Source organism: Rudaea cellulosilytica DSM 22992, assembly GCF_000378125.1.
Taxonomy (GTDB): Bacteria; Pseudomonadota; Gammaproteobacteria; order Xanthomonadales; family Rhodanobacteraceae; genus Rudaea; species Rudaea cellulosilytica.
The window spans coordinates 1,498,784-1,521,099 of record NZ_KB899241.1; the positions used below are offsets into that span (position 1 = coordinate 1,498,784).

A 22,316-nucleotide genomic window follows, 5' to 3' on the forward strand; every position below is an offset into this window, starting at 1 on the left:
GGAAGTTTATTCGGAGCCTGCATCAGCCTTCGCGCAGCACCGCGATCGGCGGCGTGCGCGCGATGCGTCGCGTCGCCAGCCAGCCGGCGATCGCGACGAGTGCGGCCGCGGCAAACACGACCGCAAGCAACGAAGCGAACGGCGGCGTGTAGCTTTCAAAGCGGAACACGCGCGTTGCCAGCGCATAGCCGATCGCCGCGGAGCCGATCGCCGCGATGCTGCCGGCGACGAGCCCAAGCGCGGCGAACTCGCCGAGCACCGCCGCGCTGAGCTGCGCCGAGTGGGCACCGAGCGTGCGCAGCAGCGCCGATTCGAAACGTCGCTCGTCCGCGGTCGCGGCGAGCGCGGCGAGCAGCACGAGCAGGCCCGCAGCGAGGCTGAAGCCGAGCACCGAGATCACCGCGCGGCTGACGCGGCCGATGATTTCGCGCACGCGATCGAGGATCTGGTTCAAGTCGATCAGCGAGACGTTGGCGAAATCGCGCGACAGCGAGGCGAGCGATACATCGCGCGGCAGATGGAAACTCGCGATCGTGCTGTGCGCAAGTTCGCTGCCGGTGCGCGCGTCGAGCATGAGGAAGAAATTCGCGCGGAACGAATCCCAGCGCACGCCGCGGATCGAGGCGATCGTCGCGACGATCTCGCGTTCGCCGACGCGCAAGGTCAAGCTGTCGCCGAGCTTCAGATGGAACATGTCGATCCACATCTTGTCGACCGACACCTGCGCGCCCGTATCGTCGGTCGCGTTCGCCGCGAACCAGCGGCCTTGCAGCAGCTTGTTCGATGGCGGCAGGTCCTGGCTCCATGACATGCGCGTTTCGCCGTTGATCCAGCTCGCCGCGCGGCGGTCGTTGTAGTCCTCCGCCTTCGGCGTCTTGCCGTTGATCGCGACGAGCTTGCCGACCGCGAGCGGCAGCATGTTGATGTTGGTCGCGCCGAGCGCGGCGATCCGGTCCTGCATCGGCGTGCGTTGTTCGTCCTGCAGGTTGATCAGGAAATAGTTCGGCGTGTCGGCCGGCAGTTCCGCACGCCAGCTCGCGAGCAGCGACGGTCCGACCACGGCGAGCACGGCGAAGGCGGTGAGGCTCAGCGCCAGCGCGCCGGCCTGGAGCAAGGTCAACGCGCGCCGGCGCGCGAGATTGGCGAGACCGAAACGCAACGCGCCGGGAAGCAGCTTGCCGCCGCCGCTCACGAGTCGCAGCAGGAGCAAGCCGAGCACGAAGCTTGCTGCGGCGACGCCGGCGAAGCCGAGCGACAGGGTCAGCGCGAGCTGCGTGTCGCCCGCGCCGACCGCGATGAGCCCGGCAGCGACGACGACGGGGAGCAGATACAGCGCATCGAAGCGCCCGGCGCGACGCGCATCGTCGCGGCGAAACACGCGCATCGGTTCGACGTCGCGCAGGCGCAGCAGCGGCGGCAGGGCGAAACCGAACAGCACCGCGACGCCGACCGCGAACGCGGCGAGCGAAGGCTGCCACGGAATCGCCGGACGCGCGCCCGGCAGCAGATCACCGGCGAAGGCGAACACGAGCTGCTGCAAGCCGAGGCCGACCACGACGCCGAGCAGACAGGCCGGCAGCGCGAGCAGGCCGAGTTCGAGCAGCAGCGCGCCGAGAATCTCCGCGCGGCTTGCGCCGAGACAGCGCAGCAGCGCGACTTCCTCGCGCTTGCGCCGCGCAAACCGCTGCGCCGCGAGTGCGATCGCGATGCCGGAAAGCAGCGCCGCGAGCAATGCTGCCAGGCGCAGGAAATTACCGCCGCGCTCGAACGCGCTGGACAGATTCTGCTGCGCTTCGGCGATCGTCACGATCTCGGCACCGTCCGGCAGTTGCGGTTTGATCGCGCGCGCGTAGTCAGCCACCGCCGCCTCGTCGCCGGCGACGAGCAGGCGATGACGTGCGCGACTGCCCGCGCCGAGCAGGCCGATCGCCTCCGCGTCGGCGAGCGACATCATCACACGCGGCGCGAGGCGCAACAGGTTGCCGCTGTCGGGCGAACGCGTGATCTCGCCGGCAACGACGAGATCGCGTCCGCCGACCTGGATCTTGGCGCCGATCTTCAGCGCCAGCGCGGAAAGCACGGCCGGCTCGACGTAGACTGAGCCCGGCGGCGGCGCGTGCACTTCGCGTTCGGCGCCGGCCGCATCGCGCACGGCGAGCACGCCGCGCAGCGGGAACGCATCGTCGCTCGCGCGCACGTCGGCGAGCCGGCTCGCTTCGCCGGCGAACACCACGCTCGGAAAATCGGCGAGGCGGCTCGTCTTCAACTCGCGCTGCGTCGCTTCGTCGACCAGTTTCTGCGGCAGCGTGCGGCTCGCGCCGATCGACAGATCGCCGCCGATCAATTCGGCCGCCGAGGCGAGCAGGGCATGCTCGACGCGGCTCGCGAGCGTCGCCACGCCGGTCAGCGCGGCGACCGCGAGCACGAGCGCCAATGCCAGTGTCGCCAGTTCGGCGTGGCGAAATTCCCGGCGCAGGCTACGCGCGGCGAAGGTCAGCGGCTTCATGCGGCAGCGGCGTCGACGATGCGCCCGCCGTCCAGCGCCAGCCTGCGCGCGCAACGCTCGGCGAGCACCGTGTCGTGAGTGACGAGCACGAGCGTCGTGCCGTGTTCGCGATTGAGCGCGAACAGCAGATCGCCGATTGCCGTGCCCGTGCGCCGATCGAGATTGCCGGTCGGTTCGTCGGCAAACAGGATTTCCGGCGCGTGCACGAACGCGCGCGCGAGCGCGACGCGTTGCTGCTCGCCGCCGGACAACTGCGCCGGATAATGATGCTTGCGCGCGGCCAGGCCGACGCGTGCGAGCGCCTCGCCCGCGCGCGTGCGCGCGTCGGTGCTGCCTTCGAGTTCGAGCGGCAGCATCACGTTCTCCTCGGCGTTGAGTGCGGGCAGCAGGTGAAAATTCTGGAACACGAAACCGACGCGGCGGCGGCGCAGGCGCGCGCGTGCTTCCTCGTCGAGCGTGTCGAGCCGTTCGCCGGCGAGCATGATTTCGCCCGAGCTCGGGCGATCGAGCCCGGCAAGCAGGCCGAGCAGCGTAGTCTTGCCCGAACCCGAGGCGCCGACGATGGCGAGACTGTCGCCACGCGCGAGCGTGAAGCCGACATCGTCGAGAATCGTCAGCCGGCCGTCGGGTCCGTCGACGCTTTTGCTAACCTTGTCCGCCCGGATCACGATCTCGTCGTTCTTCGTCATGTTCATGCTCAAATCGTTTCTCGTCGTTCTTCTGTCGATCGCCGGTGCCGCTTCGGCACAGGCGGCGCCGTCCACGCCGACGGGGCCCATCCTCGTGCTCGGCGACTCCTTGTCGTCCGCACATCGCATCGCACCCGAAGCGGGGTGGGTACATCTGCTCGAACAACGCCTGCGCGAGCAGGGCGTACCGCGCCAGGTCGTCAACGCGAGCATCAGCGGCGAAACCACCTCCGGCGGCCTCGCTCGACTGCCCAAGCTGCTCGCCGAGCACAAACCCGCGCTCGTCATCGTCGAGCTCGGCGCCAACGACGGGTTGCGTGGCCTGCCGATTGCCGAAATCCGCACCAACCTGAAGAGCATCCTGACTGCCGCGCGCGCCGCGGGAGCGCGATCTGCGTTACTCGGCATCGAGTTGCCGATCAACTATGGACCGCAGTACCGCGACGGTCTGCGGGAAATCTATCGGGGCCTCGCCGCCGAATTCAATGTGCCACTGGTCCCGTTCCTGCTCGACGGCGTCGCCGAGAAACCCGAATGGATGCAGGACGACGGCCTGCATCCGAAGGCCGAAGGCGAGCCGCGCGTGCTCGACAACGTCTGGGCGGTGCTCGTGCCGGAGTTGAAGCCGCAACACTGAAAGAGTTTGCGTCGCGTAAACGCGGACCCGCAGGATGACCGCCATGAATGGCGGGCACAAAAAACCCGCCTCGCGGCGGGTTGTTTGTTGCCTGTGACCAAGGCAGGGTATCCCGGATCGACGCACAGCCTTGTGCTGTCCGGAATGGCCGCATTGCTGCGGTTATTTGATCTTCGCTTCCTTGTAAGCGACGTGCTTGCGCACGACCGGATCGTATTTCTTGATTTCCATCTTGTCCGGCGTGGTCTTCTTGTTCTTGTCGGTCGTGTAGAAGTGACCGGTGCCCGCGGAGGACACGAGACGGATCTTGTCGCGCTTGGATGCCATTGCGTGTTCTCCTTAAATCTTTTCGCCGCGGCCGCGCAGTTCGGCGAGCACGGTTTCAATGCCGTTCTTGTCGATCGTACGCAGGGCATTGGTGGAAACGCGCAGTTTCACCCAACGGTTTTCGCTCGGCACCCAGAAACGGCGCTCGTGCAGGTTCGGCAGCCAGCGGCGCCGGGTCTTGTTGTTGGCATGCGACACATTGTTGCCGGATTGTGCGCGCTTGCCGGTGACTTGGCATACTTTAGCCACAGCTTACTCCTCGATATCGGAACGGCTGCCCTTAGCCAGAGCAGAGACGGCCCGGCTGATGCAGCTGGCCGGAAGTCGCCGCGCAAGGCGCAGCGAGCCGACTATTAAAGCAGAATCCCGCTACCCACACAAGTTCGTCGTAGCCTCGAGCAGGCGACCCCGGCCGGTCCGCCATACCCTTCGGTCGACATCTCGGGTCGAAACGGGGACTTGCGCGCCGCGTTACGGTTCCGCTAAAATTCGCGGTTCCTCGCTTCACGCGTCAATATCGAGCCCGCAGGGCACAGGTTTCCCATGAAAACTTCCACTGTCAGCGCCAAAGCTGAAACGGTCAAGCGCGACTGGTATCTCGTCGATGCCAGCAACAAGACGCTCGGCCGCCTCGCGACCGAACTGGCCGTGCGCCTGCGCGGCAAGCACAAGCCGGTCTACACCCCGCACTGCGATACTGGCGACTACATCGTCGTGATCAACGCCGAGAAGATTGCGGTCACCGGCAAGAAGCTCGACGACAAGACCTATCACCACGTCACCGGCTACATCGGCAACATCAAGTCGATCGCGCTGAAGGACCTGCTCGCCAAGCACCCCGAGCGCGTGCTCGAGATCGCGGTCAAGGGCATGCTGCCGAAGAACCCGCTGGGCCGTGCGATGTATCGCAAGCTCAAGGTCTACAAGGGCGCCGAGCATCCGCATACCGCCCAGCAGCCGCAAGTTCTGGAAATCAAGGCCTAATAAAATGACCATCCAACAGACCTACGGCACCGGCCGCCGCAAATCCTCCGCCGCTCGCGTGTTCCTGCGCGCCGGCAATGGCGCCATCGTCGTCAACGGCAAGCCGCTCGACGTATTCTTCGGCCGCGAGACCTCGCGCATGATCGTGCGCCAGCCGCTCGAGCTGACCCAGTCCACCGACAAGTTCGACGTGCTCGTCACGGTCGAAGGCGGCGGCAACACCGGCCAGGCCGGCGCCATCCGCCTCGGCATCGCCCGCGCGCTCGTCGAACACGACGAAACGCTCAAGGGCCCGCTGCGCAAGGCCGGTTTCATGACCCGCGACGCGCGCGAAGTCGAGCGCAAGAAGGTCGGCCTGCACAAAGCCCGCCGCGCCACGCAGTTCTCCAAGCGCTAAGCGTTACCCGAGCCGTCGTCTCGCGACGCCGGCTCGTGCTCCCAAATCCGGATCGTCGCCAAGTCAGATAGACGATCCGGCCGGAATTGGGGGATCGTCTAATGGTAGGACTGCAGACTCTGACTCTGCCTATCTAGGTTCGAATCCTAGTCCCCCAGCCAAAAAAGCGAATGGCCCCCTCGTGGGGCCATTCGTTTTTTTGTTTCGGGAGTAGGTTCGAGCCCCCGGGTTCGACAAAATCGGCAGGATTGCCGATTTTGAACGGCGTAGCGAAGCGGAGCCGGGCCCGAAGGGCCGAGCGCCATGGATGGCGCGAGTAATCCTAGTCCCCCAGTCAAAACAAAAAGCCCGCCATGGCTAAGCACCCGCCCCCAACACAGCCGCAGCCCGCTCAAGCCCACCAAAGATGCTTTCGGCGACACGCGGCGAAAGATCCTGCGGCAGATCCGCCTGCACTTCAGCGATAGCTGCCGGCGTGCGCGCCAGGATGTCTTCGATGATCGGCTCAGCGGTCGGCGCGTAGCCGACCTTCTGTGCGGTACTGTCGAAGTGCCGGCGCTGGATGGTTTGCATTGTGTAGTGTTTGTTCTTGCCAAGCAGCGCCATCGCCAGCTTGATTTCGCGTGACGACCATTGATGGGGGCCGTCGCCGAGCACCGGATAGGCCGACATCACGTCGTACAGGCGGGTCAACCGGAAGCGACCGCGCGGCAGGATATGGATGCTGAAGTTCTTGGCGTGCCCATCCGGCGCGCGCAAGAGCCAGAACAGGATCTGCGCGGTCATTAGCGTCTTCATGTCGGCGTCTGCATTCACCGACTGTCGCAACGTGGTGAACAAGGCAACAAGCCCCGGCCCTCCCTCGCTTTCGTATTTTTGGAATGGCGAGCAGCCTTCCACTTGGCAAAAGTCCTCCTGCGGCAGCCGCATGAGCCACCGGCCGTCGGGTGCGACGCGCCGATCGAAGCGCTCGACGACAAGCACGCGTTGCTTGCCAAAGGTTGCGATACGAGCATCGGCAACTTCCAGCCCGTAGGCCTTGAGCAGCCGCAGGCATAGCCACTCGTTGTCGACCGAGGTAGTGAAGTCGGCTTGTCGACCGCCCATCAGCCCGAGCGGAAGCTTAAAGATGTGGCTCGTAGGCGTCGCGCCGCGTGGCACCTGCCATTGCCCGTCCCACCACAGAAAGGCGGTCTTCTCTTGAGCGCCGGCGAGGGAGATGCGGAAGTCTGCGTCGGGATCACTGCCGGCGCCGAACGCGCGCGGAGTCACTGTCTCGATCAGGTGCCGCTCGATGGCCTCCTCGGAAAGAGGTATGCCTTCGATGCGGTCGAAACCCTGAGGGGTCTCGTCCTCGCCCAGAATCTGTACTGCGCCTACGCAGTCGCGGCCGATGGCTTTCAGCAGGTCGAAGGGATCGGTTGATCCGGTGTGGAAACGCTGGGCAACACGCCGACGGATGGCGTCGCTGTCGGGCAGGAGGTTGTCGAAATAGTTGGCGACCTTCTTGCCTTTGAGCGGCAGGTTGTCGAGGTTGAAGGGCAGCGACAGCGACAGCGGACGACCGATCGCAGCGGCAACCCAATTCGCGTCGTAATGGAGCTCCATTTCTCCGCGTGCGGGGATCGTCCAGCGGCCCACACGCTCACCGTTGGTCCAGAGCGAGAGGTTGCGGCTGTGCGAGCGACGGCCCATGTCACCAGTCCGTCTGCGTGCTTGGTGGGACCTTGGCGCCACGCGCGCCGATGGCCAATTCCAAGCCGAGCAAGGAACACCAAGCCAATAGTTGCTCTACGCTTAGGTCATCGGGATTCTGTTCCAGGTGGGACACCCGTGACTGACTCAAGCCGAGTCGGTCGGCCAAGGCCGACTGGGACATGCTTCGAGACTTACGTGCGGCTCGCAGAATCGACCCCAGCTGCGAGGCGGTGAGCAGGATGTGGGCCGGCGGCGACATGGCAAAATACCTGAAATACGAATAAAAGACTTTTATTCCTAAATCAGGTATTTGTCAAATATTTGAATAGCAGATTAGTCTGCCCAAACGTTGGCGCTGTGTACACAAAAAATCCTGGCTCGTTTTCGTCACGAATTTTCGCGGCGTAAAGAGTGGGGCGGCGCAAAGTTACAACGAGACAAAGCCCTTTCAATTCAGTTCGTTACCAGCCAACTGAGATTTCTGGTCCCCCGAGCCAAAACAAGAGACCCAACGTAGCCGCGGCCGATGCCGGCGGGCGGTCGGATACGAAAAAACGCTATCCTTCTACCATGGGGGCACATAGACATAGCGGCAGCTTTGGGGATCAGGGATGACCCAGACCCCCGAACAACGCGCCCGCGAACAGATCGACGCGCAGCTCGCCGCGTGCGGCTGGTTCGTGCAGAGTGCTGACGCAGTCGACTTCACCGCCGGTCGCGGCATCGCAATTCGCGAGGCGCGCCTCAAGACCGGCCCCTGCGACTACCTGCTGCTCGTCGATCGCAAACCCGTCGGCGTGATCGAAGCAAAGAAGCAGGGCACAACATTGTCAGGCGTCGCAGAGCAATCCGCTGTCTATGCCGCCAATATACCGACGTATCTCGCCGCCGGTGTCGACTGCCCGCTGCCGTTTGCCTACGAATCCACTGGTGTCGAGACGTTCTTTCGCGATCAGCGAGACCCCGAACCGCGCTCCCGTCCGATCTTCGCATTCCATCGACCGGAAACCCTCGCCGATTGGGCCTCCGAACCCGACACACTCCGCACGCGTTTGAAGGCAATGCCAACAACGCACCCGCTCGTGACGAGCGGCATGCGCGACTGCCAGATCGAAGCCATCAAAGGCTTAGAACAATCCCTCGCCGAGAACCGCCCGCGCGCCCTGATCCACATGGCCACCGGCGCTGGCAAGACCTTCACCGCCTGCGCGTTCGCCTATCGCCTGATCAAGTACGCCAAAGCGCGCCGCATCCTTTTCCTCGTCGATCGTTCGAATCTCGGCGAGCAAGCCACCGGCGAGTTCCATAGCTACCGCACACCGGACACCGATCGCAAGTTCACTGACCTCTACAACGTCCAGCACCTGAAGTCGCAACATATCGACGACGTCTGCAAGGTCACGATCTGCACGATCCAGCGCCTCTACTCGATCCTGCGCGGTGAAGACCTCGCCGAAGGCGCGGACGATCTGTCCGGCGCGGAACTCGCCGCCGCACTCGGCACCACGCGCACGAAAGACGTCGCCTACAACCCCGCCGTGCCGATCGAAAAATTCGATTTCATCATCACCGACGAGTGCCACCGCTCGATCTACAACCTCTGGCGGCAGGTGCTCGAATACTTCGACGGCTTTCTCATCGGCCTCACCGCCACGCCGGCGCTGCAGACGATCGCGTACTTCCACCAGAACCGCGTTGCCGAATACAACCACGAGCGCGCCGTCGCCGATGGCGTCAATGTCGGCTACGACGTCTATCGCATCAAGACGAAGGTCACAGAAGCGGGCGGCAAGGTCGAAAAAGGTCTGATGATCGACCACCGCAGCAAGGCATCCCGACGCAAGCGTCAGGATGCCCTAGCCGACGATCTTGACTACACGCCCGCCGACCTCGACCGCTCCGTCGTCGTACCAGACCAGATCTGCACGATTCTCAACGCCTATCGCGACGTAGTGCAGACCGAACTCTTCCCGGGCCGCGCGCTCGTGCCCAAGACGCTGATCTTCGCCAAGGACGATTCGCACGCCGAAGACATCGTCCACATCTGCCGCGAGGTGTTCGGCAAGGGCAACGACTTCTGCAAGAAGATCACCTACCAGGCCAAGCATCCCGTCACCGGCAAGCCGGCCGATACCGAGCAACTGATCCGCGAATTCTGCCTGTCGCCGACGCTGCGCATCGCCGTCACCGTCGACATGATCGCCACCGGCACCGACGTCAAGCCGCTCGAAGTGCTGATCTTCCTGCGCGATGTGCGCAGCCGCGTCTACTTCGAGCAGATGAAAGGCCGTGGCACGCGCGTGCTCACGCCGACCGATCTGCAAGCGGTGTCGGGTGAAGACGCGCGCGCCAAGACCCACTTCGTCATCGTCGACGCCGTCGGCGTCTGCGAGAGCGACAAGACTGAATCGCGCCCGCTCGATCGCGAGCCGAGCCTGCCGCTCAAGACGCTGCTGCAGCGCGTGATCTTTCCCGGCGGCCGCGATGAAGACACGCTCACCACACTGGCCGCGCGCCTCGCCCGGCTTGATCGCGAACTCGAACCCACGCAGCGTCAGCAGATCGCCGCTGCGTCCGGCGGCCACACGCCCGCCACGCTCTCCGGCGCGCTGCTGCGCGCGTACGATCCCGACGCGATCGCCGAACGCGCCACCGGCACGCCCAGCGCCGATCCGGAAAGCGTCACGCCGCAGCAATTCGAAGCCACGCGCCAGCAACTGATCATCGACGCCTGCGCACCGTTCGACAAACCCGCGCTACGCCAGACGCTCGAAACTCTGAAGAAGGAAACCGAGCAGGCGCTCGACATCTACACGCCCGACGAAGTGCTGAGCCAGGGCTTCGACGAAGCCGCGAAGACGAAGGCCGCCGGCCTCGTCCAGGAATTCCGCGACTACCTCGCGCAACACCAGACGCAGATCGACGCCTTGCAAATCCTTTACAGTCGCCCGTTCAAGCAACGCCTCACCGAATCGATGCTCAAGGAACTGGAAGGCAAACTGCGCGACAAGCACGCCGCGTGGACCGAAGATCGCATCTGGGACGCCTTCGCCGTCACCACGCCCGCCAAGGTCAAGGGCCGCACGCAGGCGGGACGCTTTGCCGATCTCGTGTCGTTGGTGCGATTCGCGCTGGAGCAGCAGCCCGTGCTTGCGCCGTTTGCGGACTCAGTGGCGGAGCGCTTCAATCAATGGCTCAAGGCGAAGGCAGATGCTGGCACGTCATTTAGCGCCGAGCAGCTCGCCTGGCTTGAGCTGATCCGCGATCACATCGCGACGAGCCTGAGCATCGAGGCGGAGGATTTTGATTACTCGCCGTTTAGTCAGCGCGGTGGGTTGGGAAAGGTACACCAACTGTTCGGGGAACAACTGCCGAAGTTGCTGGATGAACTCAATGAGGCGCTTGCCGCATGAGTGCGAAAGCGAATGTCGCGGTGGCGAATGCTCACCAAGTGCGCGAGCGCAATGGCAAGTACGAAGTAGGTCTGTCGCAGACGAAACGCGAAGCTGCGTCCAAGCGCGAGTGGGTGAAAGTCAGAATCGGCGATGTCCTCGAATTGATCAATGGACGCGCGTTCAAACCAACCGAATGGGCGAAGAGCGGCACACCGATCGTCCGAATCCAAAACCTGAACAATCCGCACGCGCCATTCAACTACTTCGAAGGTGATCTGCCATCGAAGTTTCTACTCGGCGAAGGCGACCTACTTTTTGCATGGTCCGGTACGCCTGGCACATCATTCGGAGCGCACATCTGGCGCGGCGACAAAGCTTGGCTCAATCAGCACATTTACAAGGTGCTCTTCGATTTGACGCAGTTCGACAAGAAGTTTCTACAACTCGCGATCAATCAGAATTTGGCCGAGTACATTCGAGCAGCGCATGGCGGAGCGGGATTGGCGCACATTACGAAGGGGAGATTCGAAGAGTCATTTCTACCTCAACCTTCGCTTCTCGAACAAAAGGAAATTGTCGCGGAGATCGAGAAGCAATTCACGCGACTCGACGCGGGAGTGGCGGCGTTGCGGCGCGTGCAGGCCAACCTCAAACGCTACCGTGCCGCCGTCCTCAAAGCCGCCTGCGAAGGCCGGCTCGTGCCCACCGAAGCCGAACTCGCCAAAACCGAAAATCGGAAATCGAAATTTGAAACCGACGAAGCACTGCTCGCCCGCATTCTCACCGAGCGCCGCAAGAATTGGCAGGGGCGTGGCAAATATAAGGAGCCCACCGCGTCGGACAGCACCAATCTAGCCCTGATTCCGAAGGGGTGGGTCGTGGCCAGCGTTGACCAACTTTGCAGTCACATCACAAGTGGCTCGCGTGACTGGTCACAGTTCTATAACAAAGGCACAGGCACTTTCATTCTTGCGCAGAACGTTCGACCGATGCGTCTCGACTTAAGCGCGCGGCAATCCGTCGATGCTCCGAAAGGGGATGCGGAAACCGAACGAACGCGAATTCGGAAAGACGACATTTTGATCACGATCGTCGGTGCAAAAACTGGTGACGTGTGTCGGGTTCCAAGTGCTTTGGAAGATCACTTCGTTTGCCAGAGCGTCGCGTTACTACGCCCAGTTCTTTCTGGCTTTGCAAAGTTTGCCGAAATTTATTTGGCATCACAAGAAAACGGACAAGCGCAGTGGAAGCGCTACATTTATGGTCAAGGCCGCCCGCACCTGAGTTTTGAACAATTGCGGATGACGACAATTCCTCTGCCATCTCTTGCCGAACAAACCCGCATCGTTGCCGAAGTCGAGCGCCGCCTGAGCGTGATCGAAGAACTCGAAGCCACCGTATCCGCCAACCTGCAGCGCGCCACGCGCCTGCGCCAGTCGATTCTGCAGAAGGCGTTCAGCGGCGAGCTGTCGACCCGCCAATAGTGGCGGGCGGACCGCCAATCCGCCGTCCGCGGCGGCACTCTATCGCAGTTTATTTACATGCAAACAAGACTATCCAGGCATCGTATATTTGCGTAAAGATGAACTTTGTGGTGGCGCTTGGTTTGATTTAATGCTTATATGCCACCTATGGATAGCCGTGAAAGCATGAAAATAAACCATCTGCTCCAGGCCTGGCCTCGGGGCACGGTGGCTTTGCATGCCTTTTTTGCCCTGCACGGCGTGTCGCGCAAGCTCGCCGAGCAATATCGCAAGAGTGGCTGGATCGATCCGGTCGGCGTGGGCGCGTTCGTGCGGCGCGGCGACAAGGTTGGCTGGCAAGGTGCGCTGTACGCTGTGCAGCAGCACATCGGCAAAGCCATCCATCCGGGCGGGCGCACCGCGCTGGAACTGTCCGGCCTCGCGCATTATTTGCCGCTGGCGCCGCGACGCCGCGTGGATTTGTACGGACCTCCGGGCGAACGCTTACCGCGTTGGTTGTTGCAGCACGATTGGGCGGCGGCGTTGCGTTACTTCGGCACCTCGCTGTTTGTCGCTGACGCCGTCGCCCTCGGCATGACCACGAAAGCGTTCGGCGAATTTTCTCTGACGCTCTCCTCGCCGGAACGCGCCATGCTGGAAATGCTGGAGGGCGTGCCCGGTGACATCGCTTTCGCGGAAGCGCGGCAATTGATGGAAGGCTTGCCGACGCTGCGGCCGACGTTGCTGCAGCCATTGCTGGAAGCGTGCACGTCGGTGAAGGTGAAGCGGCTCTGCCTGTATCTGGCCGACGCGACGCAGATGCCGTGGCGCGATGCGCTCGACGACGCGCGCATCGATCTGGGTTCGGGCAAGCGCCAGGTGGTTGCGGGCGGGCAGTTGAACGCGCGCTATGGCATCACGGTGCCGCGCGAGGCGGATCGATGAAGGACACGCCCTATTTCGAACAGGCGCGCTTGCTGCTGCGCTACCTGCCCGCGCTGTCTTCCGTGGACTGCTTTGCGTTGAAGGGCGGCACGGCGATCAATCTGTTCGTGCGCGATCTGCCGCGCTTGTCGGTCGACATCGATCTGGCGTTTCTGCCGCTGACGCCGCGCGACGACGCGTTGGCCGAGGCCACCGATGCGCTCGTGAAGATTGCGGCGCACGCGCAACGACTGGTGCCCGGGCTGAAAGTGGTGGACGCCGGCAACGCCGACAGACCGAAGCAGCTTGCGCTAACCGAACAGGCGCGGATCAAGATCGAACCCAATCCGGTGCTGCGTGGCACTGTGTTTCCGGTCGAGACGCGCAGGCTCATGCCGGCGGCCGAAGACCTGTTCGAATTGTCGGTATCGGTTCCCGTGGTTTCGTTCGCCGATCTCTATGCCGGCAAGTTCTGCGCGGCGCTGGACCGCCAGCATCCGCGCGACTGGTTCGACATCGCGCTATTGCTCGACAATGAAGGCATCGACGAACCGTTGCGGCAGGCATTCGTCGTCTATCTAGCCAGTCATCATCGGCCGATGGCGGAACTGCTAGCGCCGCGCGCAAAATCGTTGCGCGCGACGTTCGACACGGAGTTCGCCGGAATGCCGCGCGAGCCGATTGCCGTCGAGATTCTGGAAGGCGTGCAGGCTGCATTTCCCGGCCAGCTGCTGTCGAACCTGAGCGCGAACGAGCGGCGATTTCTGCTCTCGATCAAGCGCGGCGATCCGGATTGGTCGCTGTTGCCGATTCCGCACCTCTCCGAATTGCCCGCGCTGCGTTGGAAGCTGGCCAACATCGAAAGAATGAAGCAATCTGCGGCCCGGCATCGGCAGGCCGTGGACAAGCTTCGAACCATCCTGGAAATCTGAGAATGAACAGCGCCACCCTGGTCCAAAAACTCTGGAACTACTGCAACATCCTGCGTGATGACGGGCTGTCGTATGGCGACTACGTCGAGCAGCTGACGTTTCTGCTGTTTCTGAAAATGGCGGACGAGCAGGAAAAGCCGCCGTTCAACAAACCATCGCTGATTCCGAAGGGTTTCGGTTGGAGCGCTTTGTTGAAACTCGACGGCGACGATCTCGAAATCCACTACCGCCACACGTTGGAGGAACTCGGCAGGCGCTCAGGCATGCTCGGCGTCATCTTCCGCAAGGCGCAGAACAAGATTCAGGACCCGGCAAAGTTGCGCCGGCTCATCGTTGACCTGATCGACAAGGAGCAGTGGTCCAGCCTCGGCGCTGACGTGAAGGGCGACGCCTACGAAGGCTTGCTGCAAAAGAACGCCGAGGACGTGAAGGGCGGCGCAGGCCAGTACTTCACGCCGCGTCCGCTGATCGCCGCGATCGTCGATGTGATCGCGCCGCAGCCGGGAAAGACGATCTGCGATCCCGCCTGCGGCACGGGCGGATTCCTGCTCGCCGCATATTCGTATCTGTCGGACCCGAAGCATTTCCAGCTCGACCGCGCGCAGAAGAAGAAGCTCAAGAGTGGCACGTTCTTCGGCATCGAGCTGGTCGACAGCGTCACGCGCCTGTGCGCGATGAACCTGCTGCTGCACGGCGTCGGTTCGGAGTCGGACGAGGACTTGCCCGTCGTCACCAAGGACGCGCTTGCCGGCAAGCACGGCGAATACGACATCGTCCTGGCTAATCCTCCGTTCGGCAAGAAGAGCAGCGTCACGATCGTCAACGATGCAGGCGAGACGTCCAAGGAATCGCTGGTCATCAACCGCGACGATTTCTGGGCGAGCACGAGCAACAAACAGCTCAACTTCCTCCAGCACATCTTCACGATCCTCAAGCAGCACGGCCGCGCCGCCGTGGTGCTGCCGGACAACGTGCTGTTCGAAGGCGGCGCCGGCGAAACCATCCGCCGCGAACTGCTCAAGCAGGCCGACGTACACACCCTGCTGCGCCTGCCCACCGGCATCTTCTACGCGCAAGGCGTGAAGGCGAACGTGCTGTTTTTCGACCGCAAGCCCGCGCAGGAAAAGCCGTGGACACAGAAGCTGTGGATCTACGACCTGCGCACGAACCTGCACTTCACGCTGAAGGAAAACACCCTCAAACGGAGCGACCTCGACGACTTCGTCGCCTGCTACCACCACAAGAACCGCAACGATCGCAAAGAGAGCGAGCGCTTCAAGTCCTTCACCTACGAAGAACTGACCAAGCGCGACAAACTGAACCTCGACATCTTCTGGTTGAAAGATGAAGCGCTAGAAGAGTCCTCAAACTTGCCGGCCCCTGAAGTCATTGCCGCGGATATTGCCGCTGATCTCGAAGCAGCGCTCGAGCAGTTTGCGCAGATCGCCGAAGACATGAGCATCGTGGGCAATCAATGAGCGGCGGCTCGGGCTGTCCCAGGATTGACGGGAACAACGGCCGGCGCTGCAATGGCGAGGCCGGAATGAGATGCTGCCCGCGGTCATAAACTCACGCCCGAAATGAAAAACACCCTCTCCCTGATCTTCGACCGCTACACCCTCGCACTGATCTCCACCGTGCTCCTCGCCACGCTGCTGCCATGTCGCGGGCAGGCCGCCGAGGTGTTCGAAGTCGTCACCAACATCGCGATCGCGCTGCTGTTCTTCCTGCACGGCGCCAAGCTCTCGCGCGAGGCGGTGATCGCCGGCCTGACCAACTGGCGCCTGCATCTGCTCGTGCTCGCGTGCACCTTCGTGCTGTTTCCGTTGCTCGGCGTGCTGACCCAGTCGCTGGCCGCGGGCATTGTCGGCACGCAGCTCGCGCTTGGCATCCTGTTTCTGTGCACATTGCCGTCGACCGTGCAGTCCTCGATCGCGTTCACCTCGATCGCGCACGGCAACGTGCCCGCGGCGGTCTGCGCCGCGTCGGCGTCGAGCCTGCTCGGCATCTTCATCACGCCGCTGCTCGTCGGCGTGCTGATGCATACGAACGCGGGCGGTGCCGGACCGGCACCGCTCGGCGCGATCGAAAGCATCGTGCTGCAGTTGTTCGTGCCGTTCGTCGCCGGGCAGATCTTGCGGCCGTGGATCGGCGGCTTCATCGACCGGCACAAGAAGGTGATCGGCCTCGTCGATCGCGGCTCGATTCTGCTCGTGGTCTACACCGCGTTCAGTGCCGCTGTTGTCGCGGGGTTGTGGCAGCAGGTGTCGCTGCGCACGCTCGCGCTGCTGCTCGTGCTCTGCTGCGTGCTGCTCGCGGTCGCGTTGGTCGTGACCTCGCAGCTCGGCAAGCGCCTCGGCTTTTCGCGCGAGGATCGCATCACGATCCTGTTCTGCGGATCGAAGAAAAGCCTCGCCAGCGGTGTGCCGATGGCCAACGTGCTGTTCGCGGGCAGTGCGGTCGGCGCGATCGTGTTGCCGCTGATGCTGTTCCATCAGGTGCAGTTGATGGTCTGCGCGGTGCTCGCGCAGCGCTATGCGCGCCAGGCCGCGGCGGCCGCCGTAACCGACGGCTTACGCTGAACGCAACGCGGCTCGACGATAATATATTTATGCGCCTTCGATGGAGTTTCCCGAAATGAATCCCGTCTTTCCACCTCCCGCCGTGGTGGCGGTCCCGGTTGCCGGCACCGACCTCGTGTTTCCGGTCCATCGCATCTACTGCGTCGGCCGCAACTACGCCGCGCATGCGCGCGAGATGGGCGCCGATCCCACGCGCGAGCCGCCGTTCTTCTTCTGCAAGCCGGCCGATGCGATCGTCAACGTCGCTCCGGGCACGATCGGTGCGTTCCCGTATCCGAGCGAGACGAAGAACTGCCATTACGAGATGGAACTCGTCGCTGCGATCGGCAAGGGCGGCCGCGATATTGCGGCGGAACAGGCGCTCGATCACGTCTACGGCTACGCGCTCGGCCTCGACATGACGCGCCGCGACCTGCAGACGCGCATGAAAGAAACCGGCAAGCCCTGGGACATCGGCAAGGGCTTCGACCACGCGGCACCGATCGGGCCTATCCATCGCGCTGCGGACGTCGGCCATCTTGCGCGCGGCGCGATCTGGCTCGAACTCAACGGCACGCCGAAACAGAAGGGCGATCTCTCCGATCTGATCTGGTCGGTGGCCGACACGGTCGCCTACCTGTCGAAGTTTTTCGAACTCGTGCCGGGCGATCTGATCTACACCGGTACGCCCGAGGGTGTCGGCGCGGTGGTCAAGGGCGATCGCATGCGCGGCGGTATCGACGGGCTGGGCGAATTCACCGTCGACGTGGTTTGAGGGCAGGTTCTAGGCAAAGTCATGAAACTCTACAGCTACTTCCGCAGCTCGGCCGCGTATCGCGCGCGCATCGCGCTCAACTTGAAGGGCCTGCCCTACGAGTATCTGCCGGTGCATCTGGTGCGCGACGGCGGCGAGCAGCACGCGCCGGCGTATCGCAGCGTCGCGCCCGAGGGCCTCGTGCCGGTGCTCGTCGACGGCGACACGACCGTGCACCAGTCACTCGCGATCATCGAATACCTCGACGAAACCCATCCGCAGCCGCCGCTGCTGCCGGCCGGCGCGGCCGCTCGCGCGGCGGTGCGCGCGATCGCGCTCGACATCGCCTGCGACATCCACCCGCTATGCAATACGCGCGTGCTCAAATACCTCGGCGCGCACTGCGGTTTGGACAAGCACGGCAGCGAGGACTGGATCCGGCATTGGATCAGCACCGGTTTCGCCGCGCTCGAAACCCGACTCGCACACGACCCGGCGCGCGGCGCGTTCTGCCACGGCGATGCGCCGACGCTGGCCGACATCATGCTCGTGCCGCAGGTATTCAACGCGCGCCGCTTCGGCATCGACATGGGCCGGTTCCCGACGATCGCCGCAATCGATGCGCGCTGCGCCGAACTGGCCGCGTTCGCCGACGCCGCGCCGGCGAAACAGCCCGACGCGGAGTAAGCCGCGGACTTGGTAGTGTTTCTCCTTGAGACCTTTTCCGTTCGTGGTGAGGTATCGAACCACGAGCGGCAATCCACCATGGCCGTTCACCCTTCGATACCTCAGGGCGAACGGGATCTGTTTTCAGGCTGAGGCGCCGCCGCCGACTTTTGGTACTGGACTTCGCGCCGCGATCCGCCCAAAGTGCGCGCTCCCTCGATTCCGGAGCCGCCATGTCGCGCATCGCCCTCAAACCCCTGCTGCTCGCCGTTGCCGTTGCCTGTGGCGCGTCCGCGTCCGTGCACGCCGCCGACGATGCGGCCACGCGCGTCAAGGCGCTCAACGCGCTGCTCGCCGAGCAGTGGGAGTACACGCTCAAGCACCAGCCCGAGTTCGCCACGATGCTCGGCGACTATCGCTACAACGATCGTTGGAGCGATGCGTCGCCGGCCGCCGCGCAACAGCAGAAGAAGGACAACGAGGCGTTCCTCGCGCGCTTCAAGACCATCGACACGAGCGGCTTCGACGAGCAGGACCGGCTCAACCAGCAACTCATGCTGCGCCAGCTCGGCGACAACATCCGCATGGTCGAACTCAAACTCAACGAAATGCCGCTCGACCAGTTCAACGGCGTGCATCTGATGCTGCCGCAGTTCGTCTCGATGGTGCCGTTCGAGACGAGCAAGCAGTACGAGGAGTATCTGGCGCGCCTGAACGCGTTGCCGGCGCTGTTCGAGCAGATCACCGAGACGCTGAAGCAGGGCGAGCGCGACAAGATGCTGCCGCCGCGTTTCCTGCTCGAGAAAGTCGTCACCCAGATGCGCGACATCGCCAAGCCCGCCGGCGAGGACAGCGTGTTCGGCCATCCGGTCGCGAAATTCCCCGACGGCGTCGCCGCGGCCGACCGCAAGCGCCTGCACGATGCGATCCTCAAGGCGGTCGACGAGAAGGTGCGCCCGGCCTACACCAAGCTCGCCGACTTCGTCGAGAAGGACTACGCGCCGAAGGGTCGCACCGAGCCGGGCATGTGGGCGCTGCCGAACGGCGATGCGCTGTACAAGTTCTCGGTCGAGCAGCAGACGACGACGAACAAGTCGCCGCAGGAAATCCACGATCTCGGCCTCGCCGAGGTCAAGCGCATCGAGGGCGAGCAGCTCAAGATCGCGCAGAAGCAGGGCTACAAGGACCTGAAGACCTTCCGCGAGGCGATGAACAAGGATCCGAAGACGCACGCGACTTCGCGCCAGCAGATTGTGGATTTGTATAAAAAGTACATCGCGCAGATGGAGCCGAAGCTGCCGCAGTTGTTCGGCCTGCTGCCGAAGAGCGCGGTCGAGGTGGTGCCGACGCAGGAGTATCGCGAGAAGGAAGCCGCGGCTGCGGAGTACAACCAGGGCACGCCCGACGGCAAGCGCCCCGGCCGCGTCTACGTCAACACCGGCGATTTCCAGAACCGCTCGCTGCTCAACATCGAGACCACGGCCTATCACGAAGGTGTGCCCGGGCATCACATGCAGATCGCGATCGCGCAGACCCTGCCAGGGCTGCCGCCGTTTCGCCAGCAGGCCGGCTACAACGCCTACGTCGAAGGCTGGGCGCTGTACGCCGAGCGCCTCGGTGAGGAAGTCGGTTTCTACCAGGACCCGCTGAGCTACTTCGGTCACCTCTCCGACGAGCTGCTGCGCGCGAACCGTCTCGTGCTCGACACCGGCGTGCATTACAAGCATTGGACGCGCCAGCAGATGGTCGACTGGTTCCATGCGCACTCCTCCGACGACGAGCCCGACGTGCAGGCCGAGACCGACCGCTACATCGTCATGCCGGGCCAGGCGCTGTCGTACAAGCTCGGCCAGCTCAAGATCCTCGAGCTGCGCGCGAAGGCGAAGAAGGAACTCGGCGACAAGTTCGACATCCGCGCGTTCCACGACGAGGTCCTCGACGGCGGCGCGCTGCCGCTCGACGTGCTCGAAGCGCGCGTCGACGGTTGGATTGCGAGAGCGAAAGCATCCTCCGCGAAGAAATCCTGAAAACCTGCCCAAAAACCTACTGCGCTCGGTATTTCGCGCGCCGGCGGTGCTCGGAATCCTCATGTACTGACATGTACACTCCGGTTCCTGCGCTCCGGCGGCGCGCAAACTCCCTTCGCTCGCTACGGTTTTAGGGCAGGTTCCGGGCGGACAGAACGCTGTCCGCCCGCTGTCCGTCCGTGCTGACGGACAGCGGGCGCGGCTTGCGTCGCGGTGAGAAATTCAATTGCAGCAATGGTTTGAAAGAAAAGTAATCGTTGGCACAAGGCTTGCTTCGCTAGGGTCGTAGCGACTCTTATCGAATCCGACCCTTGCCATGATCCGCGACACCTCCGCTCAAGACCGCCGCATCGAAATCGCGCAACCGCGCGTCAACAAACGTTGGATCATCATCGGCGCGACGAGTGCGGCCGTGCTCGTCGCCCTGGTCTGGCTCGTGCCTTCGGTCGCGCGCCTGATCTCCGCCGGCACCTCGGTGTCGGTCGCGAGCTTGCGCTTCGGCGAGATCAAGCGCGGCACGCTGGTGCGCGACGTGTCCGCGCAGGGCAAGGTCGTCGCCGCGCAGGCGCCGACGCTGTATGCGACCGCGCCGGGCACGATCACGCTGCTCACCCATGCCGGCGACAAGGTCGAGAAGGACCAGATCCTCGCCGAAGTCGACAGCCCCGAGCTGAACAACAAGCTGCAGCAGGAACAGGCGACGCTGGCGAGCCTCGACATCGACGTCGGCCGCGCTGGCATCGACGCCAAGCAGAAAGAACTGCTCGCGAAGAAGACGATAGAGCAGGCGCAGATCGATCGCCAGACTGCGGCGCGCGAGGTCGAACGCAAATCGCTCGCGTTCGACAAGGGCGCGATGGCCGAGGTCGAAGTGCTGCGTTCGAAGGACGCGTTGGCCAAAGCCGAACTCGACGTCACCCATGCGCAGGCCGATGCGCGCCTGCAGAACGAAACCGCGGCGTTCGAGCTGAGGACCAAGCGCCTCGCGCTGGAGCGGCAGAAGCTGCTCGTCGCTGATCTCGCGCGCCAGGTCGACCTGCTCAAGGTGCGCTCGCCGGTCGCCGGCCAGGTCGGCCAGCTGCTCGTGCAGCAGAAGGCGAACGTGCCGATCAACACTGGCCTGGTCACCGTGATCGACCTGACCTCGCTCGAAGTCGAGCTGCAGGTGCCCGAAGTGTTCGCCCACGATCTGACCATCGGCATGCCGGCCGAGATCGCCGAAGGCGCGCAGAAGTACAAGGGCGAGCTGTCCGCGGTATCGCCCGAGGTAGTCAACAACCAGGTCGTGGCGCGCGTGCGTTTCGCCGCCGACAAACCCGCCGGCCTGCGCCAGAGCCAGCAGCTGACCACGCGCATTCTCATCGACGAGCGCCCGAACGTGCTCATGGTCGAGCGCGGCTCGTTCGTCGACACGGGCGCGGGTCGCGTCGCCTATCTGGTCCACGACGGCATCGCCGAGCGCAAGGCCATCCAGGTCGGCGCGACCAGCCTCAACGCGGTCGAAATCGTCTCCGGCGTCAAGGAAGGCGACCGCATCGTGATCTCCGGCACCGACTCGTTCAACGGCGCCGAGAAAGTGGTCTTGAACTGAATCCCGCGAATCGAATCAGCCAGCAGGAATGAACCCATGCTAAAGATGCAGCATCTTTCAAAAGTATACCGGACCCATATGGTCGAGACCCACGCGCTGCGCGACTTCTCGATCCACGTGCGCGACGGCGAGTTCGTTGCGGTGACCGGGCCGTCGGGCTCGGGCAAGACGACCTTCCTCAACATCGCCGGCCTGCTCGAGGAGTTCACCTCGGGCGAGTTCTGGCTCGACGGCGTCGACGTGCGCGGCCTCGGCGACGATGCGCGCTCGAAGCTGCGCAACGAGAAGATCGGTTTCATCTTCCAGGGCTTCAACCTGATCCCCGATCTCAACCTGTTCGACAACGTCGACGTGCCGCTGCGCTACCGCGGCTTCAACGCGGCCGAGCGCAAGAAGCGCATCGAGGAATCGCTGTCGCGCGTCGGCCTGTCCTCGCGCATGAAGCACTATCCGTCGGAGCTGTCCGGCGGCCAGCAGCAGCGCGTCGCGATCGCGCGTGCGCTGGCCGGTTCGCCGCGCCTGCTCATGGCCGACGAGCCGACCGGCAACCTCGACTCGCTCATGGCCCGCGGCGTGATGGAGCTGCTCGAGGAGATCAACCGCCAGGGCACGACGATCATCATGGTCACCCACGATCCCGAGCTCGCCGCGCGCGCGCAGCGCAACGTGCACGTGATGGACGGCCAGGTCACCGATTTCGATGCCGAGCCTTCGCTGCGCGTGAAGACGCGCGACGCGGACGTGGAAACGGCGGCGGCCTGATTC

General features: G+C 63.7%; 20 protein-coding genes and 1 tRNA gene. 15 read left to right on the plus strand and 6 right to left on the minus strand.

Features of this window, described 5'->3' with window-relative positions:
- Positions 1–22 precede the first annotated feature (22 nt).
- Together F455_RS0106640 and F455_RS0106645 are read right to left on the minus strand one after the other, a co-directional pair.
- Positions 23–2,506, minus strand: a complete 2,484-nt coding sequence (locus tag F455_RS0106640) for an ABC transporter permease (RefSeq protein WP_018972497.1) — start codon at positions 2,504–2,506, stop codon at positions 23–25.
- A complete protein-coding gene (locus F455_RS0106645; RefSeq protein WP_018972498.1) occupies positions 2,503–3,201 on the minus strand; it encodes an ABC transporter ATP-binding protein in 699 nt (232 codons plus the stop codon). The genes F455_RS0106640 and F455_RS0106645 overlap by 4 nt, the downstream gene beginning before the upstream one ends.
- Between F455_RS0106645 and F455_RS0106650 the strand changes: the two genes are divergently transcribed.
- A complete protein-coding gene (locus F455_RS0106650) occupies positions 3,194–3,832 on the plus strand; it encodes an arylesterase (protein WP_018972499.1) in 639 nt (212 codons plus the stop codon). The genes F455_RS0106645 and F455_RS0106650 overlap by 8 nt on opposite strands.
- 162 nt (positions 3,833–3,994) lie before the next feature.
- Here the strand turns inward: F455_RS0106650 and rpmG are convergent, their stop codons facing one another.
- On the minus strand, positions 3,995–4,159 hold the full coding sequence (gene rpmG / locus F455_RS0106655) for a 50S ribosomal protein L33 (protein WP_018972500.1): 165 nt from the start codon (positions 4,157–4,159) through the stop codon (positions 3,995–3,997).
- Positions 4,160–4,171: 12 nt separating this feature from the next.
- Positions 4,172–4,408 (minus strand): 50S ribosomal protein L28, encoded by a 237-nt coding sequence (gene rpmB / locus F455_RS0106660; protein WP_018972501.1) that lies wholly within the window; start codon positions 4,406–4,408, stop codon positions 4,172–4,174.
- A 294-nt stretch (positions 4,409–4,702) separates the two neighbouring features.
- On the opposite strand from rpmB, the gene rplM reads away from it, so the two are divergent.
- From rplM to F455_RS0106675, 3 genes are all read left to right on the plus strand, one after another.
- A complete protein-coding gene (gene rplM / locus F455_RS0106665; protein ID WP_018972502.1) occupies positions 4,703–5,143 on the plus strand; it encodes a 50S ribosomal protein L13 in 441 nt (146 codons plus the stop codon).
- Positions 5,144–5,147: 4 nt separating this feature from the next.
- Complete coding sequence (gene rpsI / locus F455_RS0106670; RefSeq protein ID WP_018972503.1) at positions 5,148–5,540, plus strand: 30S ribosomal protein S9; 393 nt, start codon at positions 5,148–5,150, stop codon at positions 5,538–5,540.
- A gap of 87 nt (positions 5,541–5,627) precedes the next feature.
- Positions 5,628–5,701: transfer RNA gene (locus tag F455_RS0106675), tRNA-Gln, on the plus strand.
- Between the two features lie 196 nt (positions 5,702–5,897).
- Here F455_RS0106675 and F455_RS0106680 read toward each other — a convergent pair.
- Together F455_RS0106680 and F455_RS0106685 are read right to left on the minus strand one after the other, a co-directional pair.
- A complete protein-coding gene (locus tag F455_RS0106680; RefSeq protein WP_026293145.1) occupies positions 5,898–7,235 on the minus strand; it encodes a type II toxin-antitoxin system HipA family toxin in 1,338 nt (445 codons plus the stop codon).
- Position 7,236: 1 nt separating this feature from the next.
- Positions 7,237–7,497, minus strand: a complete 261-nt coding sequence (locus tag F455_RS0106685) for a helix-turn-helix domain-containing protein (RefSeq protein WP_018972505.1) — start codon at positions 7,495–7,497, stop codon at positions 7,237–7,239.
- A gap of 352 nt (positions 7,498–7,849) precedes the next feature.
- Here F455_RS0106685 and F455_RS0106690 point away from each other — a divergent pair, with 352 nt between their 5' ends.
- The 11 genes from F455_RS0106690 to F455_RS0106740 all read left to right on the plus strand — a co-directional run bounded on the left by F455_RS0106690 (position 7,850) and on the right by F455_RS0106740 (position 22,313).
- The gene (locus F455_RS0106690; protein WP_018972506.1) at positions 7,850–10,651 is read left to right on the plus strand and encodes a type I restriction endonuclease subunit R; all 2,802 of its coding nucleotides are present in this window, start codon (positions 7,850–7,852) and stop codon (positions 10,649–10,651) included.
- Entirely contained in the window at positions 10,648–12,117 is a 1,470-nt protein-coding gene (locus F455_RS21910; RefSeq protein ID WP_018972507.1) for a restriction endonuclease subunit S, read from the plus strand. The genes F455_RS0106690 and F455_RS21910 overlap by 4 nt, the downstream gene beginning before the upstream one ends.
- 147 nt (positions 12,118–12,264) lie before the next feature.
- Complete coding sequence (locus tag F455_RS0106700) at positions 12,265–13,041, plus strand: type IV toxin-antitoxin system AbiEi family antitoxin (protein WP_026293146.1); 777 nt, start codon at positions 12,265–12,267, stop codon at positions 13,039–13,041.
- Positions 13,038–13,952: a nucleotidyl transferase AbiEii/AbiGii toxin family protein gene (locus tag F455_RS0106705; RefSeq protein ID WP_018972509.1), complete on the plus strand. Its 915-nt coding sequence runs from the start codon at positions 13,038–13,040 to the stop codon at positions 13,950–13,952. Before F455_RS0106700 ends, F455_RS0106705 begins: the two co-directional genes overlap by 4 nt.
- Before the next feature lie 2 nt (positions 13,953–13,954).
- Positions 13,955–15,430 (plus strand): class I SAM-dependent DNA methyltransferase, encoded by a 1,476-nt coding sequence (locus F455_RS0106710; RefSeq protein WP_018972510.1) that lies wholly within the window; start codon positions 13,955–13,957, stop codon positions 15,428–15,430.
- 102 nt (positions 15,431–15,532) lie between these two features.
- On the plus strand, positions 15,533–16,534 hold the full coding sequence (locus tag F455_RS0106715) for a bile acid:sodium symporter family protein (RefSeq protein ID WP_018972511.1): 1,002 nt from the start codon (positions 15,533–15,535) through the stop codon (positions 16,532–16,534).
- Between the two features lie 55 nt (positions 16,535–16,589).
- Positions 16,590–17,288, plus strand: a complete 699-nt coding sequence (locus F455_RS0106720) for a fumarylacetoacetate hydrolase family protein (protein WP_026293147.1) — start codon at positions 16,590–16,592, stop codon at positions 17,286–17,288.
- A gap of 21 nt (positions 17,289–17,309) precedes the next feature.
- Complete coding sequence (gene maiA, locus F455_RS0106725) at positions 17,310–17,954, plus strand: maleylacetoacetate isomerase (RefSeq protein ID WP_018972513.1); 645 nt, start codon at positions 17,310–17,312, stop codon at positions 17,952–17,954.
- Positions 17,955–18,166: 212 nt separating this feature from the next.
- Complete coding sequence (locus F455_RS0106730; RefSeq protein ID WP_018972514.1) at positions 18,167–19,960, plus strand: DUF885 domain-containing protein; 1,794 nt, start codon at positions 18,167–18,169, stop codon at positions 19,958–19,960.
- A 316-nt stretch (positions 19,961–20,276) separates the two neighbouring features.
- Positions 20,277–21,551 carry an efflux RND transporter periplasmic adaptor subunit gene (locus F455_RS0106735; RefSeq protein WP_018972515.1) on the plus strand — a complete coding sequence of 425 codons (1,275 nt, stop codon included), beginning with the start codon at positions 20,277–20,279 and terminating at the stop codon, positions 21,549–21,551.
- Between the two features lie 36 nt (positions 21,552–21,587).
- Entirely contained in the window at positions 21,588–22,313 is a 726-nt protein-coding gene (locus tag F455_RS0106740) for an ABC transporter ATP-binding protein (protein ID WP_026293148.1), read from the plus strand.
- Positions 22,314–22,316 lie beyond the last annotated feature (3 nt).